At 43.4% G+C, this 19,947-nt stretch carries 14 protein-coding genes and 1 other RNA gene; 11 read left to right on the forward strand and 4 right to left on the reverse strand.

What is annotated here, in order from left to right; genetic code table 11:
• Positions 1–3 precede the first annotated feature (3 nt).
• The 9 genes from FGM00_RS10540 to FGM00_RS10580 all read left to right on the forward strand — a co-directional run bounded on the left by FGM00_RS10540 (position 4) and on the right by FGM00_RS10580 (position 12,791).
• On the forward strand, positions 4–1,023 hold the full coding sequence (locus FGM00_RS10540) for a ThuA domain-containing protein (protein ID WP_138852875.1): 1,020 nt from the start codon (positions 4–6) through the stop codon (positions 1,021–1,023).
• A gap of 110 nt (positions 1,024–1,133) precedes the next feature.
• A complete protein-coding gene (locus FGM00_RS10545; RefSeq protein WP_138852876.1) occupies positions 1,134–2,576 on the forward strand; it encodes a Gfo/Idh/MocA family protein in 1,443 nt (480 codons plus the stop codon).
• 280 nt (positions 2,577–2,856) lie between these two features.
• A complete protein-coding gene (locus FGM00_RS10550) occupies positions 2,857–4,596 on the forward strand; it encodes an OstA-like protein (RefSeq protein WP_236262754.1) in 1,740 nt (579 codons plus the stop codon).
• Positions 4,597–4,643: 47 nt separating this feature from the next.
• Positions 4,644–5,825 carry an aspartate aminotransferase family protein gene (locus FGM00_RS10555; RefSeq protein ID WP_138852877.1) on the forward strand — a complete coding sequence of 394 codons (1,182 nt, stop codon included), beginning with the start codon at positions 4,644–4,646 and terminating at the stop codon, positions 5,823–5,825.
• A gap of 97 nt (positions 5,826–5,922) precedes the next feature.
• The gene (locus FGM00_RS10560; RefSeq protein ID WP_138852878.1) at positions 5,923–7,323 is read left to right on the forward strand and encodes a tetratricopeptide repeat protein; all 1,401 of its coding nucleotides are present in this window, start codon (positions 5,923–5,925) and stop codon (positions 7,321–7,323) included.
• A 134-nt stretch (positions 7,324–7,457) separates the two neighbouring features.
• Positions 7,458–8,375, forward strand: a complete 918-nt coding sequence (locus FGM00_RS10565) for a polyprenyl-phosphate transporter (protein ID WP_138852879.1) — start codon at positions 7,458–7,460, stop codon at positions 8,373–8,375.
• Positions 8,376–8,383: 8 nt separating this feature from the next.
• Positions 8,384–9,403, forward strand: coding sequence for a DUF368 domain-containing protein (locus tag FGM00_RS10570; protein WP_138852880.1), 1,020 nt, complete (start codon positions 8,384–8,386; stop codon positions 9,401–9,403).
• Positions 9,375–10,130, forward strand: coding sequence for a shikimate dehydrogenase family protein (locus tag FGM00_RS10575; RefSeq protein WP_138852881.1), 756 nt, complete (start codon positions 9,375–9,377; stop codon positions 10,128–10,130). The genes FGM00_RS10570 and FGM00_RS10575 overlap by 29 nt, the downstream gene beginning before the upstream one ends.
• A gap of 270 nt (positions 10,131–10,400) precedes the next feature.
• Positions 10,401–12,791 (forward strand): DUF349 domain-containing protein, encoded by a 2,391-nt coding sequence (locus FGM00_RS10580; protein WP_236262755.1) that lies wholly within the window; start codon positions 10,401–10,403, stop codon positions 12,789–12,791.
• Positions 12,792–12,981: 190 nt separating this feature from the next.
• Here FGM00_RS10580 and rny read toward each other — a convergent pair whose 3' ends face one another.
• The 4 genes from rny to FGM00_RS10600 all read right to left on the reverse strand — a co-directional run bounded on the left by rny (position 12,982) and on the right by FGM00_RS10600 (position 15,450).
• Positions 12,982–14,550, reverse strand: a complete 1,569-nt coding sequence (gene rny / locus FGM00_RS10585) for a ribonuclease Y (RefSeq protein WP_138852882.1) — start codon at positions 14,548–14,550, stop codon at positions 12,982–12,984.
• 133 nt (positions 14,551–14,683) lie between these two features.
• Positions 14,684–14,794, reverse strand: a non-coding RNA gene (gene ssrS, locus FGM00_RS10590) — 6S RNA.
• 54 nt (positions 14,795–14,848) lie between these two features.
• On the reverse strand, positions 14,849–15,145 hold the full coding sequence (locus FGM00_RS10595; protein WP_138852883.1) for a cell division protein ZapA: 297 nt from the start codon (positions 15,143–15,145) through the stop codon (positions 14,849–14,851).
• A 14-nt stretch (positions 15,146–15,159) separates the two neighbouring features.
• Positions 15,160–15,450, reverse strand: a complete 291-nt coding sequence (locus FGM00_RS10600) for a hypothetical protein (RefSeq protein ID WP_138852884.1) — start codon at positions 15,448–15,450, stop codon at positions 15,160–15,162.
• 264 nt (positions 15,451–15,714) lie between these two features.
• Here FGM00_RS10600 and FGM00_RS10605 point away from each other — a divergent pair, with 264 nt between their 5' ends.
• Both FGM00_RS10605 and FGM00_RS10610 read left to right on the forward strand, forming a co-directional pair.
• Entirely contained in the window at positions 15,715–17,436 is a 1,722-nt protein-coding gene (locus FGM00_RS10605; protein ID WP_138852885.1) for a M23 family metallopeptidase, read from the forward strand.
• A gap of 13 nt (positions 17,437–17,449) precedes the next feature.
• Positions 17,450–19,918 (forward strand): TonB-dependent receptor, encoded by a 2,469-nt coding sequence (locus FGM00_RS10610; protein WP_138852886.1) that lies wholly within the window; start codon positions 17,450–17,452, stop codon positions 19,916–19,918.
• Positions 19,919–19,947: the final 29 nt, after the last annotated feature.

Genomic DNA, 19,947 nt, shown 5'->3' on the forward strand with positions numbered 1-19,947 from the left:
AACATGCGAAAACACGATTTTAAGAATGATATCGACCTAAAGTATCCGCTGCTGTGCTTTCTACTATTGATTCTTATTTCCTGCGGAGATACCTCAAAAAAAGAAAAGCAGGAAGAACGCAGTGTTGCAAACAGCGACGCTCCCCTACATGTCGTTTTTGTAACCGGGGACGAGGAATACCGATCAGAGGAAAGTATGCCCATGCTAGCCCGCTTGGTTAAAAGGGAACTTGGGGCAAAAGTTACGGTCTGCTACTCCGTGGATTCGACAGGAAAAATCGACCCCAATCGCACTGACCACATTGAAGGCCTTGAAGCCTTGGAGAGCGCAGATCTCATGGTGCTCTTTACCCGTTTCCGCAATTTGCCGGAAAAAGAGCGATATTATATTGCCGACTATGCGGAATTAGGGAAACCTATCGTCGGCTTTCGTACCGCGACCCACGCCTTCTTTTATGAAAATGATTCGACCCTCACTTCTTGGAACAACGAATGGCCAACCAAAGTTTTGGGGCAACAATGGATTACACATCATGGACATTTTGAGGATGGAAATAGTCCCTTAACCGCAGTTTCCGCAATCGATGGAAAGAAGCATCCGATTTTAAATGGCCTTGAACCTTTTGAGGCATATTCATGGTTGTATCATGTAGATGGCGGTGAATGGAATCTATACGGAGACAGCGAGCCCTTTCTTAAGGGCCGTTCCCTACGCTCGAAACATGAAGCAGAGGGTAATTTAGCACAATATCCCTTGACCAATCCCGTAGCATGGACCAAAAGCTACACGGGAAATTCTGGAAAGAAGGCAAGGGTCTTTTTCACAACCTTGGGACACCCCTATGATTTTAAAATCCCGTCAATGCGCAAGCTGTCGCTCAATGGCATTTATTGGGCGTTAGGCAAAGAAGACGAAATTCCCCCTACAGGAGTTCGAGGGGCGTTGGATATACCTTACGAACCGAACAACTCCGGTTTTGGGCAAGTATACAAAAAGAACAGACGCCCTGAAATCATCCAGTAATCCGAACATGGCTGTAAAATAGGACAGTAGAAAAGAAAAACATACATTTAGAATACTGTTGTCGTTTCACGATAGGACTCAGAACTTGACAATTTAACACACTCATCAAAATGAAAAAAAGACAATTTCTCAAGCAGACCGCCTTACTCGCTTCCTCGGTGACCATAATGCCCTCAGTGCTTTGGGGAGCTGGTTCGCATGAGGGTAAAAAGTTACGAACCGCCCATATCGGTATCGGCGGCATGGGCGGAGAAGATTTGAGGGACATCGCATCACATCCTATGGTAGAAGTAGTAGCCTTATGTGACGTAGACGCGAACAACTTAAGGGCGGGGCTGGCTTTGCATCCAAAGGCAAAATCGTACAAAGACTACCGGATCATGCTACAAGAAATGAAGAACGACATCGATGCGGTTATCGTTTCCACCCCTGACCACACGCATGCACCAGCTTCGATGATGGCCATGAACATGAACAAACCGGTATATTGTCAAAAGCCATTAACCCATCATGTATCCGAAGCAAGGGCGATGCGTAAATTGGCCGAAGATAAGAATCTTGTTACCCAAATGGGCATTCAAGTACATTCGTTTTACGATTATAAATTGGCCACCTTGTTGATACAATCCGGTATCATCGGTAAAGTAAGTCAAGTGCATGCCTGGTCTCCAAAGAATTGGGGCTACGACGGTCCTATTCCCAAGGGTGCTGATCCAGTACCGGAAACCTTGGATTGGAATCTGTGGCTAGGAACGGCTGCCGATCGCGTCTATCAAGAGGGGATATACCATCCTGGAAATTGGCGCAAATTGGTAGATTTCGGTTGTGGTACGTTGGGCGATATGGGCGTGCATATATTCGACACCCCGTACAACGCCCTGGCATTGGATGTTCCAAAAACCATTACCAATAACTGTAGGCCACCAAACGGATTCGGGTTTCCCGAAAATAATCACGTTATCTATGAATTTCCCGGTACCGAATATACTACAGAGGAATTCAAATGGACATGGTACGACGGTCCCGGAGCGCCAATGGAACACGAAGACTTAAAGTTGCCCATGGTTGCGAAGCTGCCCGAACCTCAACCTCAACAGGAGAACGATAACACATCTATGGCCGATAAAATATCGTTGGAAACGAAAATTACCCAAGAGGGTAAACTACCCGACCAAGGAGCGATGTTCGTGGGTGAAAAAGGACGCCTGTTATTGCCCCATTTTATGGAATTGCCCAAGAAAATAGTCGATGGGAAGTATGTTGATATATCGGCGGAAATCGAAGCTGTCGAAAAAGCGAACAACATGGGCAAGCCCATACGCGACTATGCCTCGGAAGGCCCGAAACACTACCATCAATTCGTTGATGCCTGTTTGGGGAAAGGCGAGACCACGGCTCCATTTTCGTATGCCGCAAGACTTACAGAGACAATTCTTTTAGGGGTCATCGCAGGGCGTTTTCCCGGCGAGACCTTACATTGGGACAATGAAACGGCAAAATTTACAGAAACCAAAGCCAACGCGTTCTTAGAAGCTCCCTATCGAGAGTTTTGATTCGCATCTTACGAGGTATCGCGCATGTGCCATGTACGACGAAAAAGTGTTTTCGTTCGTAACATTAGACATTTGCGCCCCACTCCTTGATTTTATAGAGCGATGGAAAGCGCTCAACATGTCGAATTAAATGTGACCGCATGTCAATTAAATTCGGGTTACCCACAAGGAAATAAACAAATCCTGAAATCTACAGTCCAGCTATACAGTGGTCTTAAATCCGTCATAAATTGAACCGCTCTGCTTTAAAAAATCCTATTTTTGGACAAAATTCCATTACTTGTATAAAACGATATATTTTTTAGCCTTTCTCTTCTTTGCATTTGCCCTTTGGGGTCAAGAGACCTCTGCTGAAAGCAAAACGGATACTTCACCCGAAAGTAAACAGATTAATATCGTCTACGGTGCCAATTTTACCAAAGACGAAAAACAGTTCCCCGGGGCTTTTATTTTCAGCAAGGATACCAAACAAGTACAGTTCGAACACCAAGGTGCCGATCTGTGGTGCGATATCGCTATTCACTATCAAAAGGAAAATCGCTTGCGGGCGATTGGCAATGTGCGCTTGGAACAAGGCGATAGTATTCAACTTACAGGAGGAAAAATCGACTACGACGGCGAAACCAAGCTTGCCAAAATCTATGAAGAAGTATTGCTTCGGAACGAGAGCGAGGAAAACAGCATGACCCTACGTACGGATACCCTGTATTTCGACAGGGAAAAACAGGAGTCATATTACAACACTTCCGGCACCGTCATCGATTCGGCGAACACGCTTACCAGCGAAATCGGTCGCTACTTTATGGAATTGAAAAAATATCAATTTCTGGATAGTGTTCATATCGATAATCCCGAGTACATATTGGATTCGGAGCAGTTAGATTATTATACCACCTCTAAAAATGCCTACATGTACGGGGCATCGACTATTACGGGGAAGACCTATAAAATATACTGCGAACGTGGCTTCTATGATACCAAAATCGAGAGCGGCTACTTTATAAAAAATACCCGAATCGATTATAATAATCAAATCATAGAAGGGGATAGTCTTTATTTTGATCAGGCTACCGAATTCGCTTCAGCTACCAATAACGTTGTGGTGACCGATACGGTCAACCAAGGAGTAATCAAATCACATTATGCGGAGGTGCACAAAGCCGTCGATTCGGTTTTTGCCACCAAAAGAGCTGTTTCCATTAAGGTGGTCGAGCAGGACTCGGTATATATTCACGGCGATACCCTAATGATGACCGGAAAACCCGCCAATAGAATCTTAAGGGCATTTAGAAACGCTAAAATTTACAAGACCGATTTGAGCGGCAAATGCGATTCGATACATTCCAATCAAAAGACCGGCATCACAAAGTTGATTACGAATCCCGTACTCTGGAACGTTGACAATCAAATCACGGGAGATAGCATCCATATCATTTCCAATATAAAAACGGAGCAGCTCGATTCGTTGAAAGTCTTGGAAAATGCGTTTATTATTTCCCAGGACACTATTGGCAAAAAAGGGTTCAATCAAGCCAAAGGAATTAATCTTTACGGTAAGTTTAAGGATAATGAATTAAGGGTCGTCGACTTAAAGCAGAATACCGAGGTCATCTACTATATGTACGATGACGATGATGAACTGCTGGGCATCAACAAAACCATATGCAGTGAAATCCATATTACTTTGGCCAATAATGACATTGAAGACCTAACCTTTATACAAAATCCGGAGGGCGATATCAATCCAGAAAAAGACATGCCCGAAAACACCAGAAAACTCAAGGGATTTATATGGCGGGGTGACGAGCGAATTCTAACCAAGGATGATATTTTCGATGAAGATGATAATTCTATAGAACTGGTGGTCATAAAAGGGATAACGGAGCCAATAGATATCGACGCCGAGGAAGAACAGCGCTCGCTGAACCCCGCAGACCCCGTAAACAATTTACCTCTACCCAATCCCGATGAAAAGGAAGGGGAAGACCAGAAACCAAAGGAAAAGAAAAAGGCCAAATAATACTTATTTCACAAACTTTACAGGCACGCGTGGTCTTCTAGTCGAATATGAAACAGGATTTTCTAAAATACCAGGCACAGACTACCCCACACCCGTTGGCATTGGAAGTGTCCCACGCGAAGGGAAGCTATATTTACGATACCCATGGAAATGCCCATTTGGATTTCGTAGCTGGTGTTTCTGCCTGTACCCTCGGGCATTGCCATCCGAAAGTAGTTGCGGCGGTTCAGGAACAAACTGAAAAATATATGCATGTAATGGTGTATGGCGAATACATACAGCAACCCGCCGTCGCCTATACCAAGCTCTTGGCATCACTCCTTCCCGAGGTGTTAAATACGACTTATTTGGTCAATTCCGGTACCGAGGCCATAGAAGGCGCCTTAAAACTTGCCAGACGATTTACAGGCCGTTCGGAACTAATTTCTGCACATCATTCGTACCACGGGAATACCATGGGGAGTTTAAGCGTCTCGGGCTATGAAGAACGTAAAGGCGCTTTTCGCCCGTTACTTCCCGATGTGAATTTTATCCATTTCAATGCTGAAATCGACCTCTCCAAAATCACTGTGAAAACAGCGGCCGTATTATTAGAAACCATTCAGGGTGGCGCAGGATTTATTGTTCCCGTGAACCAATATTTGGAAAAGGTTAGAGAACGTTGCGACGAGGTAGGCGCTCTGTTGATTTTGGATGAAATTCAACCGGGCTTTGGCCGTACCGGCAAACTATTCGCTTTTGAACAGTATAATTGTATTCCGGACATTTTGGTCGTCGGAAAGGGAATGGCCTCAGGAATGCCCGTCGGAGCCTTTATCGCCTCGAACAACATAATGAAGAGTTTGCAGGAGTTTCCAAAGTTAGGGCATATTACCACCTTTGGCGGAAATCCCGTCATCGCCTCGGCAAGTCTGGCAACGCTAAATGAATTGGTGACAAGCGACCTGATTGCGCAAACGCTAAGGAAGGAAAAACTAATCCGCTCCCTGTTGAAACATCGTCTGATCAAAGAAATAAGGGGCAAAGGCTTACTATTGGCCTTGATAATGGAAAATGCCGAAATAGCGAATCAATTGGTATTGAAATGCGCTAATAAGCACTTGATTTTATTTTGGTTGTTATTTGAACCTAAGGCGGTTAGAATCACCCCGCCCCTTACCATTTCAGAGGTCGAAATCACTCAAGGCTGCCAGCTTTTGCTAACGGTTTTAACGGAATTAGAGCAATAAACTGTTAACTAATTTGTTAATAATATAGCCCAAATCGGGAGCTAAAAGAGCGTTCAAAAGACTACTTTTAATTCCGAAGTTTAATCAACACCCATTTATGGCGTTAGAATCTGAGGAAAGACCAAACCAGTCGATTACCAAGTTCGAATCTATGCTCAAGACCGACGACGTCTATTTCTTCGACGCGGAGGATTTTGAGGAAATCATACACCATTACCTGAATCACGGGAAAATCGCATTAGCCAAAAAAGCCATTAAAATCGGGCTACAACAACATCCGGATTCCACGGCATTAAAGCTCTTACATATAGAAGTACTCGTTTTCGAAAACAACTTGGAGGTTGCCGAGCACATGTTGGATGAATTGCAGTTATTGGAAACCAGCAACGAGGAAATCTATATTCAAAGAGCCAATATTTATTCCAAAAAAGACAATCATGAGGCTGCGGTAAGCCTGCTGCAGGAGGCTTTGACCATTTCCGACGAGTGTTTCGATATTTATTCCCTTCTGGGAATGGAGTACCTTTTCATGGACGATTTTAAAATGGCCAAAGAGAGTTTCATGAAGTGCGTCTCTTTTGACGAACAAGACTACTCCTCACTGTACAATGTCATCTATTGTTTTGAATTCCTAGAGGATTACGACGGAGCGATCAACTACCTGAATGAATATTTGGAGCGCAACCCCTATTGTGAAGTCGCATGGCACCAGTTGGGCAAACAGTACTACGTAAAACGAATGTACGAAAAGGCGTTGACCGCTTTTGACTTCGCCATTATCTCTGACGACAATTTTATGGGGGCCTATTACGAAAAAGGAAAGGTGCTCGAAAAAATGGGCAAGTTCGAAGAGGCCATTGAGAACTACGAAACCACTTTGGCACTGGAAGACCCCACATCGCATACCTATTTACGTATTGGCAGGTGTTACGAAAAATTGGGTAGCGACGATATGGCTAAACATCATTACTACAAAACGGTTCATGAAGACCCACTATTGGACAAAGGTTGGTTGGTCATTACCGAATTCTACTATAGAAAAGAAGAGTATGCAAAGGCGTTGCACTACATTAATAAAGCCTTGAATATTGATGGGGACAATCCCGACTATTGGAATAAGTGTGGCAAGATTCATGTAGCCATGTGCAATTTCGACGAGGCCGACCTGGCCTATAAACAGGCGGTTGATATGGGCAGTTACGATTTGGAAACCTGGTTGAGCTGGGCATCCGTTTCCCAGAGGGCGGAGAACTATAATGCCGCCATTGAAATTCTTTCCCAGGCGCAGGAGCTCTTCAGCGACAGTTCCGAAATCGCCTATAAAAAAGCTGGACTCTATCTCATGATGGGCGATAAGATCAATGGTCGTATAGGATTGATGAAGGCACTCAAGCAGAATTTTACACAGCTACATCTGTTTCAAAAAGAGTTCCCACAATTCGACGGCATCGGCTGGATACAGCAATTGATCGATGCCTCTCGAAAGGCCTCCCGATAGTAGCGCAATTGTTCGCATACACGTCTGAAATACCTCTCCTAAACCTCTCGAATCAATAATTTTTTGACCCCTTTTTGGGTAACGTTATGAATTTCGGCATCTTTGCTGCCATAATATAAACGCATTCTACACTTATGCCGAGCCGAAGTCTTTTACAATATTTTATAATTACCTTAAAGGGAATAGCAATGGGCGCAGCCGACGTGGTTCCTGGTGTATCAGGTGGCACTATTGCTTTTATATCCGGTATATATGAAGAGTTGATAACATCCATAAATGAAATTAATCTTTCACTTTTTGATACATTCAAAAAGAAAGGAATCCAAGCTGTTTGGAAACAAGTAAACGGCAGTTTTCTATTTGCCCTATTTATAGGTATTTTCATAAGCCTGTTTTCATTAGCGACATTGGTAAGCTGGTTGTTAGCGAATGAGCCTATTTTGGTATGGTCTTTCTTTTTTGGATTGGTTTTCGCTAGTATTTTTTTCGTAGGCAAAGAAGTTGAAAAATGGAACATAGGTGCGGTTATAATGTTATTTATAGGCGCTATTTTGGCATTTTACATCACAACTCTACCTCCGTCTGAAAATTCAGAAAGTCTTCTTTATCTCTTCCTTTCAGGGGCTTTGGCAGTATGTGCCATGATTTTACCTGGTATCTCAGGTGCTTTTATTTTGGTATTATTAGGTTCCTACAAAACTATTTTAGAAGCGGTGCACAAATGGGACTTTCAAGTTGTAGTTACGGTTGGCCTTGGAGCCATTTTTGGATTATTAAGTTTTGCCAAACTCCTAAAATGGATGTTCAGCAACTATAAGAACATTACGCTAGCCTTATTGACCGGATTCATCTTAGGCTCCCTAAATAAAATATGGCCTTGGAAACGGATTTTGGAGACACGCACCTTTGGAGAAAAAATCATTCCCATAAAGACTCAGAATATCTCACCTTTTGCCTTTGAGGATGACCCCCAATTGTTATTTGCTATTCTTGCTGCTGTAGTCGGTTTTTCCCTTATTTTTATCTTGGAAAAAGTCGCCTCAAAAGAATAACCCATTACATGTCACAGCCCCGATCTCTTACTGACAAGTTTTTTCTTATCGTAAAAGGACTATTTATGGGAGCTGCAAACAAAGTACCGGGGGTCTCCGGTGGTATCGTTGCCTTTGTTGGGGGCTTTTACGAAGAGTTCATCCTTTCTTTACAGAAAATAAACGCAAAGGCATTCAAATTACTCATTGGCGGCCATTTCAAAAGTTTTTACCGGTACGTGAACGGGTCGTTCCTTACCTTACTGATTTTTGGGATGTTGGTGAGCTATTTTAGCGTCTCGAAGTTGCTGGACTATTTTTTGGAGCGAAAAGAATTGTTCGTCTGGGCCGCTTTCTTCGGAATGATTCTTGGATCGATTTATTATATCGGCAAAGATTTTACGCATTGGAACAAAAAAACCGTCCCAGCGGCGATCATTGGTCTGGTGGTAGGAATTTCAATCAGCTTCCTGAGCCCGGCCAAGGAGAACGACAACCTGTTGTTCGTTTTTCTGTGCGGAATCATTAGTGTTTCAGGAATGACGTTGCCAGGACTTTCCGGTTCGTTCATCCTTATTTTATTGGGTAATTATGTACTGCTCCTCGTTGATTCGGTGAATGCCCTGTACGATACCTTTGCCGAAGTAATTAGGGGCGATTTTAGTTTTGTACGAAATCAGGCACGTTTGGGAACGTTGAAAGTGCTTGCGGTCTTTACTACAGGGTCTGCCACGGGTTTGGTAACACTCTCCCATTTACTCGCATTTGTCCTAAAACATCACAAGCACATTACAACCGCCGTTATTTTAGGATTTATTACCGGTTCTTTGGGAGTCGTTTGGCCGTGGAAACGCACACTTTTCAAAACCGGGGAAGATGGTATGGTTTTGCTGGATTCGAATGGCAGGGAAATCATCGCCAATTATGAACGGTATTTTCCCGATTTTGCTAACTCGGAAACATGGTGGGCGATGTTCTTCGTACTTGTAGGGATAGGAATTTTATTGGTATTGGATTGGTATGGAAAAAGAAGAAAAAAAGCAGTTTAGATACGGTCTATTGGGAAAGGATATTTCCTATTCGTTCTCAAAGGGATACTTTGCGGAAAAATTCGAAGCACTAGGTCTGAAAAATCACGGTTACGAGAATTTCGATATTCCAAAAATAGAAATTCTAGTTCAGCTGTTGAAACATGAAGAAAACCTCAAAGGATTCAACGTAACCATTCCCTACAAAGAGGCCGTTCTACCCTATCTTTCGGAAATAGACACCGATGCCGAAAAAATAGGAGCGGTAAATACGGTTCAATTTACCGAACAAGGCTTAAAAGGATATAATACCGATGCATACGGATTCCAAAGATCCCTAGAACCCTTTCTGAAGGAACAACACACCAACGCTTTGGTTTTAGGCACGGGCGGGGCATCTAAGGCGATACTCTTCGTATTAAAAAGACTCGGTATTGAAACCACCTCGGTTTCCAGAAGTCCGGACTCCGGGCAAATCGGATATGCCATTTTAGATGAGGCGATTATTCGGGCACACCAATTGATCATCAACTCCACTCCCTTGGGAACATATCCGAATATCGAAGACAAACCACCAATTCCCTATAAGTTTATTTCCAAAGACCACCTTCTTTTCGATGTCATATACAATCCTGCCAAAACAGCCTTTTTACGGGAAGGTGAATCCCAGGGAGCAACCGGTTGTAACGGTTTACGAATGCTCGAATTACAAGCCGAAAAGGCATGGGAAATATGGAATGGCTCTTAAACTTATACCCTGCACCTAAAAGGAAGGCTTCCAATTGAGGTTTAAAACCTGATTTGGAAAAGACTTGGTCGAAGAATACAAACGATGGTTCCAAGGTATCATCCGCTCAAAATCACAATAACGGAAACGACTACCTTCCGTTTAACCATTGTGACCCCACGGACGTTTTGGGAGGGTTTGCATCAAAAAGACTCCTACATATACTTTGCCATTAAAAGGGTTGTTACTATCTTGACATATGCTTATCGCATAAAAAGAAAACAGAGACCAATGTCTGAAGACAAAGAGCAGGAAATAGAGGAATCGACCGGGTTGAACAAAGAGCAGGATGACGTTCGTGAAAACGAGAAAGTTACCGAACCCGCTGCACTCGAATCGAAACCTACTACTATGGAGAATGAAGAGGAAAACGATATAGGCGCTATGGCAAATGCCGAGCCTGTTGCACCAATCGAAAAAGATAAGGGAAGCGATGAGCCTTCAATAGCTACAGACGAAAAAATACCTATTCGCGAAGAAAAAGGGAAAACCAAAGCTGATACTACCCCTAAGCATACTGCATCCGACAAAAATCAGGCGGAGATCGACGTGGAAATACCCTCTGATGAAAAGCCGCTGGCCACTGCCGAACAAAAGAAACAAGCCGAAGACAAATCCATAGACGGAGAGCATTCCGTTCAGGATAAATCGGAAACCTCGGAAGCCGAGAAGACCCAATCGTCAAACGGGGAAAATAATTCAGAGAATGTAGTGTTACTGGATAAAAAACAGCCCAAAAAGGAGGCTCAAGAGGAAGATACGGAGGAAGCCTTGGCGGAAATCGATGAAGAGAATGCCGAGGATGCCGAAGACCATGACAACAAACATCGGCATGCGATTCCATTGCTAGACTATCATGAAATGTCGATGGAAAACCTCGTTGGAGAGCTACAACGATTGGTTCGGAATGAAAAGGTGCAGGCAATCAAAAAACATGTTGACGGGATAAAACATGAGTTCGATCAAAAATTCCAGGAATTTATAGAGGGCAAGAAAGAGGATTTTATCGCCAGTGGGGGCAATGAAATAGATTTTAGGTACAATTCGGTCACAAAAAGACAGTTCAACGAAGTATATTCCGACTACCGCGAAAAGCGGAATCAATATTACAAGAATCTTGAAAGCACATTAAAAGATAATCTGGCGAAACGTCTGGAAATCATCGAAGAACTAAAGGGCCTCATCAGTGTTGAAGAGGATATGAACACGACCTACAACACCTTTAAGGAGCTACAACAACGCTGGCGAAATGCTGGAGCGATACCCAGGAACCAGTATAATGATGTATGGCGTACCTACCACCACCATATCGAAATGTTCTACGATTTCCTGCACTTGAACCGTGAATTGCGGGATCTTGATTTCAAACATAATCTTGAGGAAAAGACCAAATTGGTCGAGCGTGCAGAAGCCCTGATACAAGAAAAAGACCTAGGCAAGGCTTTTCGGGAATTACAGGAATTGCATAAACTCTGGAAAGAGGAAATAGGGCCCGTAGCCAGAGAAGAACGTGACGCCATATGGAATAAATTCAGCGATGCGACCAAGGCCTTGCACAATAGAAGGCAGGAACATCAAAAAGAGTTGGACAAGAAATATGAAGAAAATCTGATCCGCAAGAACGAAATCATCGAACAGATAGGGCTATTAGCCGAAAATACTGCTTCGAACCATCGGGCGCTACAAGAACAGATCAAACAGATCGCAGATTTGCGCGAACAGTTCTTTAAGGCTGGTAAGGTCCCACAAAAGGCCAATGAAGCTACCTGGAAGGCCTTTAAAGACGCCACGCGCAATTTCAACCGTAACAAAAATGCCTATTACAAGAACCTCAAGAAAGAGCAACAACAAAATCTAGACAAGAAAAGGGAGTTGGTTGCTTTGGCGCTTTCTCTAAAAGATAGCGAAGATTGGGATACGGCGACCCCTGAGTTCAAGCGCATTCAGAACGATTGGAAGAAAATAGGCCATGTGCCCAGAAAATACTCCGATGCTATTTGGAAGGAGTTCAAAAATGCATGTAACCATTATTTTGATCGACTGCACGCCCTAAAAAATAGTGCACACAAAGAAGAGGAGGCCAATCTAAAGAAGAAGATAGCCTCTCTCGATAAATTACGTAACTGGAAGCCCAGTGGCGAAAAGGAAAAGGACCTCGCAGCACTTAAGGAGACCATAACGGAATGGAAGGGCTATGGCCGGGTACCCTTCAAGCAAAAGCATATCGACCAAAAATTCAGTAAAGTTTTGGATGGTCTCTTCAAAAAGATAGGAGTAGATAAACAAGAGTCCGAGTTGCTTCGATACGGTAACAAAATTCAGCAATTGGCCTCCTCACAGGATCAAGGACGGGCCCTAGGGAACGAACGCCAATTCATACGTAAAAAAATCAGTGAGAGTAAGAATGAAATATTACAGCTAGAGAACAACTTGCAGTTCTTCAAGCATGCAGCGGACGATAATCCCATGGTTATGGAAGTTGTCAAAAATATAGAACGACATAGGACTTCCTTAAAAACATGGCAAGGCAAGTTGAAGAAACTGAATATTATGGAAAACAACTTGAACAAAGCTGCAGAAGAAGAAGCCCATAACGAGGTCTCTAATTCAGAAGAGGAATAACAACGCCAAAGCACTACAATAGCAACAGGCTGCGAGCCCATATCCATCATATCGCTACCCCTAACGGAAACCTTTTTAATCTGCTATATCTCCAAACGATTTTATGAAAAAGGGATTTCCTGAAATTTGGTGCAAATTAAAATAGGCCTCGCAAATGCCAGACCTATTACTTTGTATTTCGGAATTTTGATTATTTGGCAACGTTGACCGCCCGCGTTTCGCGGATTACCGTCACCTTAACCTGACCCGGATAGGTCATGTCGGTCTGTATTTTCTGCGAAATCTCGAAAGACAGTTCTGCTGCCTTGTCATCGCTTACTTTCTCGCTCTCAACGATTACCCTGAGTTCCCTGCCGGCCTGAATAGCGTACGCCTTTTGAACACCCCCAAACCCGAATGCGATATCTTCCAAATCCTTTAGACGTTGAATATACGAATCGAGCACTTGGCGTCTTGCTCCTGGTCGAGCTCCACTGATGGCATCACACACCTGAACGATCGGCGATATTAAGGTCTTCATTTCTATTTCGTCGTGGTGCGCCCCTATGGCGTTGCAGACATCTGGTTTCTCTCCATATTTTTCTGCCCATTGCATCCCGAGAATGGCATGCGGTGTTTCCACTTCGGCTTCGGTATTCGGTACTTTACCGATATCGTGCAACAGCCCGGCGCGTTTGGCCAATTTTGGATTTAGGCCCAACTCGGCTGCCATCACACCACAAAGCTTGGCCACTTCACGAGAGTGTTGCAACAAATTCTGTCCATAAGAAGATCGGTATTTCATTCTACCGACCGCCCTAATAAGCTCTGGATGCAGTCCGTGGATACCCAAATCGATTACGGTACGTTTCCCTACCTCAACGATTTCCTGTTCTATTTGTTTTTCGGTTTTCTTTACGATTTCCTCGACCCGAGCGGGATGAATCCTCCCATCGGTGACCAACTTGTGCAAAGACAGTCTGGCAACCTCGCGGCGAACGGAATCAAAACAGGAAAGAATAATGGCCTCCGGGGTATCGTCAACAATAATTTCCACACCGGTGGCCGCCTCTAAGGCCCGAATGTTTCGTCCTTCCCGACCAATAATACGTCCTTTTACGTCGTCCGATTCGAGGTTAAAGACCGACACACAGTTCTCGACTGCCTCTTCGGTACCGATACGCTGAATGGTATTGATAACTATTTTCCTAGCTTCTTGTTCCGCCGTAAGTTTGGCCTCCTCTACCGTATTCTGAATAAAGCCCATGGCGTCGGTACGAGCGGTCTCCTTTAGCGATTCCATCAATTGTTCTTTTGCGTCCTCTGCGGAAAGCCCTGAAATGACCTCTAATTGCTGGACTTGGTTTTTGTGCAATTTATCGACCTCGGCCTGTTTCTTTTCAAAGATTTCGGTGCGGTAGGCCACATCCTTTAATTTGCCTTCCAAATCTTGGTTCAACTTTTTGGACTTGGCCAATTCACTGCTGACCTGAGACTCTTTATCACGCGTACGCTTTTCGGACTCGTTTATTTTTTTGTTCTTGCCAACGATGACCTTTTCATGTTCGGCCTTTAGCTCCAAGAATTTTTCCTTTGCCTGAAAAATTTTGTCCTTTTTAATATCCTCGGCTTCCTTGGTGGCAGTTTTAAGAATATCCTCCGCTTCCTTTTTCGCATTGGCAGTGGTTTTTGATGCCTTGCCTTTTTCGAGGAATTTAGCAACGACGAAGCCAATGATCAGTCCCGCGATCGCGCCAATTAGTATTGATGTACTATCCATAGTTTTAAATTAAAAATTAACGGCCCTTGACCAAACATAAAGTCGCACCTCAACTAGGTATGCCACTTACCGCGATGACGCTGTCATGTTCATCATGGACCAAAAAAAAGCCCACATCAGCGAAGTTTTGTACAAACTCCTAAAAACAGGTTTAGGGCTAACAGACCGATCAAGGATCCTTGTACGAGCAAGGCTTGCTTTTACGACCTAAACTCACCCTTTTTAAACTTAATTAACGTTGAGTTTGTCAAAAATTAGTACCAATGTGGGCAGTAACTTTGATGATATGTTAAAGAACTTACTTTATGCTTAGCTTAGAATCAACCAATTGCTCCAACGCCTTTAAACGTTCAAGTGCTTGAGTGGTATCTTCCGATTTGTCAATGCCTTTCTGCTCTATTTTAGAGGCAAACTGTAAGGCACACATGGCCAATACATCTTGCTTGTCACGAACGGCATAACTTTGTTCGAATTTTTTTGCCAACTGCTCTATATTTTTAGCGGCCTTTCGCAGTCCTTCTTCCTGACTGGGTTCTATGGTTAGGGGGTAAATCCTATCCGCTATTGAAAGCTTTATTTTAAGCTTTTCGGCCATAGTTGCTGTTGGTTTTACTCAGAGAGTTGGGCGATACAATGGTCCAAATCCCTGATCAATGAATTTATTTTTAGCTTAGCCTCGGTTTTGTTTGTACTACTGCCCAGCATCGAATTTGCCAACTTCAACGAATTGTATTTTTCTTCCCAATCCGATACCGTATTGTTGACCGACTCCTTTTCATTCCGGATGGCAACAAGTTCGTCCTCTAACTTTCGATTGGCCTGATGTAACACCGTTATCTTGTGCAACAACTTGCTGATCTTGTTTTCAAGGGAATCAACGATTTGAACCAATTCGCTCATAAACGAAATTCAATGCTATGAAAACAAAGTTAAGATACATCTTACGGTTTAGCAATTCTTTTTTCAAATTTTCCTAAAGTAATACTTTAATCTATATATAATCGTTGTTTTAGATGAGGGACCATAAAAACGAAAAGGTTTTGTCGGTTCTGACGGTATAATTGTTTTCATCTGATTATTTTTATCCCGTAAATATGAACGGACCAAAGAAATCATTTTGAAGAATGTCCTTTGCCCGATAATAGGGCAGCATCAACACTAGCTATGACGTTTTTTACACCCCAAAAATTAAATAAGAATCCGCTTTTCTTACTGCTTTTAATCTGTTTTTGTAGCTTCCTTAAGGCTCAGGACGGCTATCCAAAGGATTATTTTAGATCGCCTATGGATATTCCTTTGATCCTGGCCGGTACCTTCGGAGAATTACGCTCGAACCATTTTCATTCCGGTATCGATATCAAGACACAACAACGAGAGGGATTACCCATTTACGCCATAGCAGATGGCAGTGTTACCCGAATCAAAATATCGCATTGGGGCTATGGTAAGGCTTTATATGTAGCACACCCTAACGGTTATACATCGGTCTACGGACACCTTCAGAAATTCTCGCCGGAGATCGAAGCCTATATTAAAAAGGTACAGTACGAGAAAAAATCATATCAGGTAGAAGTGTTTCCTGATATAGGGGAAGTAAAGGTTGAAAAAGGGAATGTAATCGCCTATGGCGGGAATACGGGAGGTTCATCAGGGCCACACCTGCACTTCGAGATCAGGAGCAGCATCACGGAAAAACCAACGAATCCTTTGTTGTACGGGCTTGAAATACGGGATGCCACCAATCCGATACTTGAAAAACTATTCGCTTACCCTCTTTCCAAAGGTGCTATTGTGAATCAAAGCAACGATAAGTCGGAAATCAAGTTCTCCAAACAAACCGATGGCACTTTCCTGGCAGACAAGGTATACGCCTCCGGAAGCATCGGTTTCGGCTTCAAAGGCTTTGACCGTCAAGATCTGGCCGCGAATAGAAACGGGGTGTATTCGGTGCATTTGTCAGTAAACGGAAAAACATATACCGAATACGACTTTGAGACTTTTTCCTTCGGCGAAACACGCTATATCAATACCCTTATAGACTATGACCACTACGGGGCTTACCGAGAGCGTCTGCACCAATGCTTCAAAGGGCCGGGTAACAAATTGAACATTTACAAGACGTTGTATCAGGATGGAAGGGTAGCCATTGAGGAGGGCATGAACTATAATGTCGTTTTGATCCTCAAAGATTTCGCGGGGAACGAGACCAAGGCCGTCATTCCGGTCGAAGGCAAAAAAGAAGCGTTAAAAAAGAGTAAGGAAATCGAAAAGACAGACAATTATCTGGTCGCCAAAAGAAACAATAATTACAATCTGGGTGGAGCAAAAGTCTACTTTCCCGCGAATACGTTCTACAAGGATTTTTACATCGACCTTGAAAAAGGAAATGATACCGTTACCATCCACAATGCGAAGATTCCCGCCCACCGTAACTTTACCATAACTTTTGACGTATCAAAATACAACAAGGAAGCACGTAAAAAGCTATTTATCGCCCGCCTCGATAGAAGAGGGAAGCCCAGTCACGTATCTACTTTCAAGAGGGGGAATACCTTTACGACCAGAACCCGGAATCTAGGAACGTATACATTGGTAAGTGATACGATACCCCCAACTATCAGAGCAAAAAACTTCAAGGAAAAAGAGTGGTTAGACAACTATAGCTATCTTAGTATTCAAATCGCCGATGATTTGAGCGGGGTCAAGACCTATAATGCCAAGCTCAACGGTGAGTGGATTTTAATGGAATACGAACCCAAGAAAAACACCCTCACCTATAATTTCGACGATAAGATATTGAACAAAAAAGAGTGCAATCTCGAAGTCGTGGTTACCGATAATGTTGGCAACGAAACAAACTTCAAAAGCACCTTTTATCGAAAGTAGCTAATAGATTCGTTTGAACTGTACGAAAGTCCTCCTTTGTATCTCCATCTTTTGCCATCTGGGCCTTTTAAAAGCACAAACGGCGACCATTACGGGCGTCGTATTAGACGAATCGCAAAAACCGCTGGCCGGCGTTAATATTTCGTCCAGGGTCAACGGTAGTTTTTCAGACATCAACGGCTTTTACGCACTACAGCTCATTCCCGATCAACAGGCCACCATTACCTTTTCGCATCTTGGCCATAAAAATGTGGTTGTTGAAAACCTTATTCTTACGACCAATGAAACCTACGAATTCAACCCCGTTCTAAAGATTGATACTATACAAATCGATGGGGTGACGGTATCTCCTACCGGTGAAAAGCAAGTCAAGGGTATCGTTACCATTACCCCACAGACCATCCGAAAAATACCCGGTGCCAATGCCGGGGTAGAAAATGTATTGAAACTCTTACCAGGAGTAAATTCGAACAATGAGCTCAGTACGCAATATTCCGTTCGGGGAGGTAATTATGATGAAAACCTGGTATATGTGAACGAAATTGAAGTCTATCGCCCATTTTTGGTACGTTCTGCGCAACAAGAGGGCCTCAGTTTTGTGAATAGCGATTTGGCACAAAATGTAAAGTTTTCTTCAGGTGGATTTCAGGCAAAATATGGAGACAAGCTATCTTCGGTATTGGATATCACCTATAAAAACCCTAGTGACTTTGGAGTAAGTCTGGATGTAAGCCTACTAGGTGCCGCCGCCTCGGTGGAGACCATTTCAAAAAATAAAAATTTCAGTGCGATTACCGGTATTCGGTACCGAAACAACAGCCTCCTGATAAATTCACAAGATACCCGGAGCAACCTAAACCCGACTTTCGCAGACTTACAGGGCTTTTTTACTTATCGCTTTTCCAAGAAATTTAACTTGAACTTTTTAGGGAACCTATCGATCAATGACTACCAAAATGAACCAATCAGTAGACAAACGAACTTCGGCACCTTAAGTGACCCCCGAGTTTTGACCGTATTTTATGAAGGAAATGAGAACAACCGTTTCAATACGGCATTAGGGGCCTTGAAAGGCAACTATTTCGTGAATGAAAACACGACCCTGAAATTAATCGCATCGCTCTATCATACAACCGAAGAAGAGTATTCCGACGTCATCGCACAATACGAACTCGGAGAGCTGAATACCAATTTGGGCAGCGACCAATTGGGGGACATCTCAGGGTCGCGGGGATTGGGCACCGAATTCAATAGGGCTCGTAACGAGCTCGATGCTCTGATTTTTAATATAGAGCAAAAGGGAGCCTATTCTAAAGACAATTCAATGTGGCAGTGGGGGCTAAAATATACCCATGAAGACATCAGGGATCAAATTCGCGAATCTGAATTCATCGATTCCGTTGGGTTCTACATTCGGCCGCCTTCGGGGGACTTTCCGAACAATCAACCAGAGGAACCCTTCGCAGCCCCTATCGTTGCATATGACGGGGTGAGTGCTACCAATTTTGTGAAGACCAATCGTTTCACAGCCTTTTCGCAATATAGCAATCAAATGAAAGTGAACACGGCGGACCTTTATTACAATGTGGGTTTGCGAGCGCAACACTGGGCCGTAATCGGTGTGGGATTTGAAAAAACAGCGCAGACCATCGTTAGTCCACGTTTACAATTGGCGTTAAAACCCGATTGGAAAAGAGATATGCTCTTTCGCGTTTCCGGAGGGGTGTACCAACAACCCCCCTTTTATAGGGAACTTCGAGATAGGCAAGGTGTCATACAGCCGGATGTAGAAGCACAAAAATCCATTCACGTTGTTATTGGCAATGAGTACAGCTTTACATGGGCCGACAGGCCTTTTAATTTTACAAGTGAAATATATTATAAGGCATTGACCAACGTCAATCCGTACACCTTGGAAGATGTTCGTATTCGATATGCCGCGAATAACAATGCCACGGCTTATGTGTACGGAGCGGAGATTCGTTTGAACGGTGCGTTTGTGCCTGGAACCGAGTCCTGGTTAAGTCTAGGATACCTTAAAACCGAGGAAAACATCGACCAACGCGGCTACATTTCACGCCCCACGGATCAGCGATTGAAAGTCGGAATTCTTTTCCAGGATTATGTGCCCAACATACCCAAGTTAAAAATGTATTTGAATTTGGTATATAATACGGGAGTACCCGGTGGTTCGCCCAATTACGCCGATCCTTATGTTTTTCAAAACAGATTACGCGATTATAGACGTGCCGATTTGGGAATTTCCTATATTTTTGTGGACAGTAACAATCCCTACCCGAAAAACCATTGGTTGCATCGGTTCCGGACGCTAAGCGGAGGGTTTGAGATTTTTAATGTATTCAATACCCAAAATTCTATTACGAATACGTGGGTTCGCGATGTGGATAGCAAACAACAATTCGCCGTGCCCAATTTTCTGACCAGTCGTATTTTTAATTTGCGGTTAAGCATGCGATTTTAATCCTAGTGAATAGTACAGCATAAATAATT

Origin of the sequence: Aggregatimonas sangjinii, from assembly GCF_005943945.1 — a bacterium.
In the GTDB taxonomy this organism is placed as follows: domain Bacteria; phylum Bacteroidota; class Bacteroidia; order Flavobacteriales; family Flavobacteriaceae; genus Pelagihabitans; species Pelagihabitans sangjinii.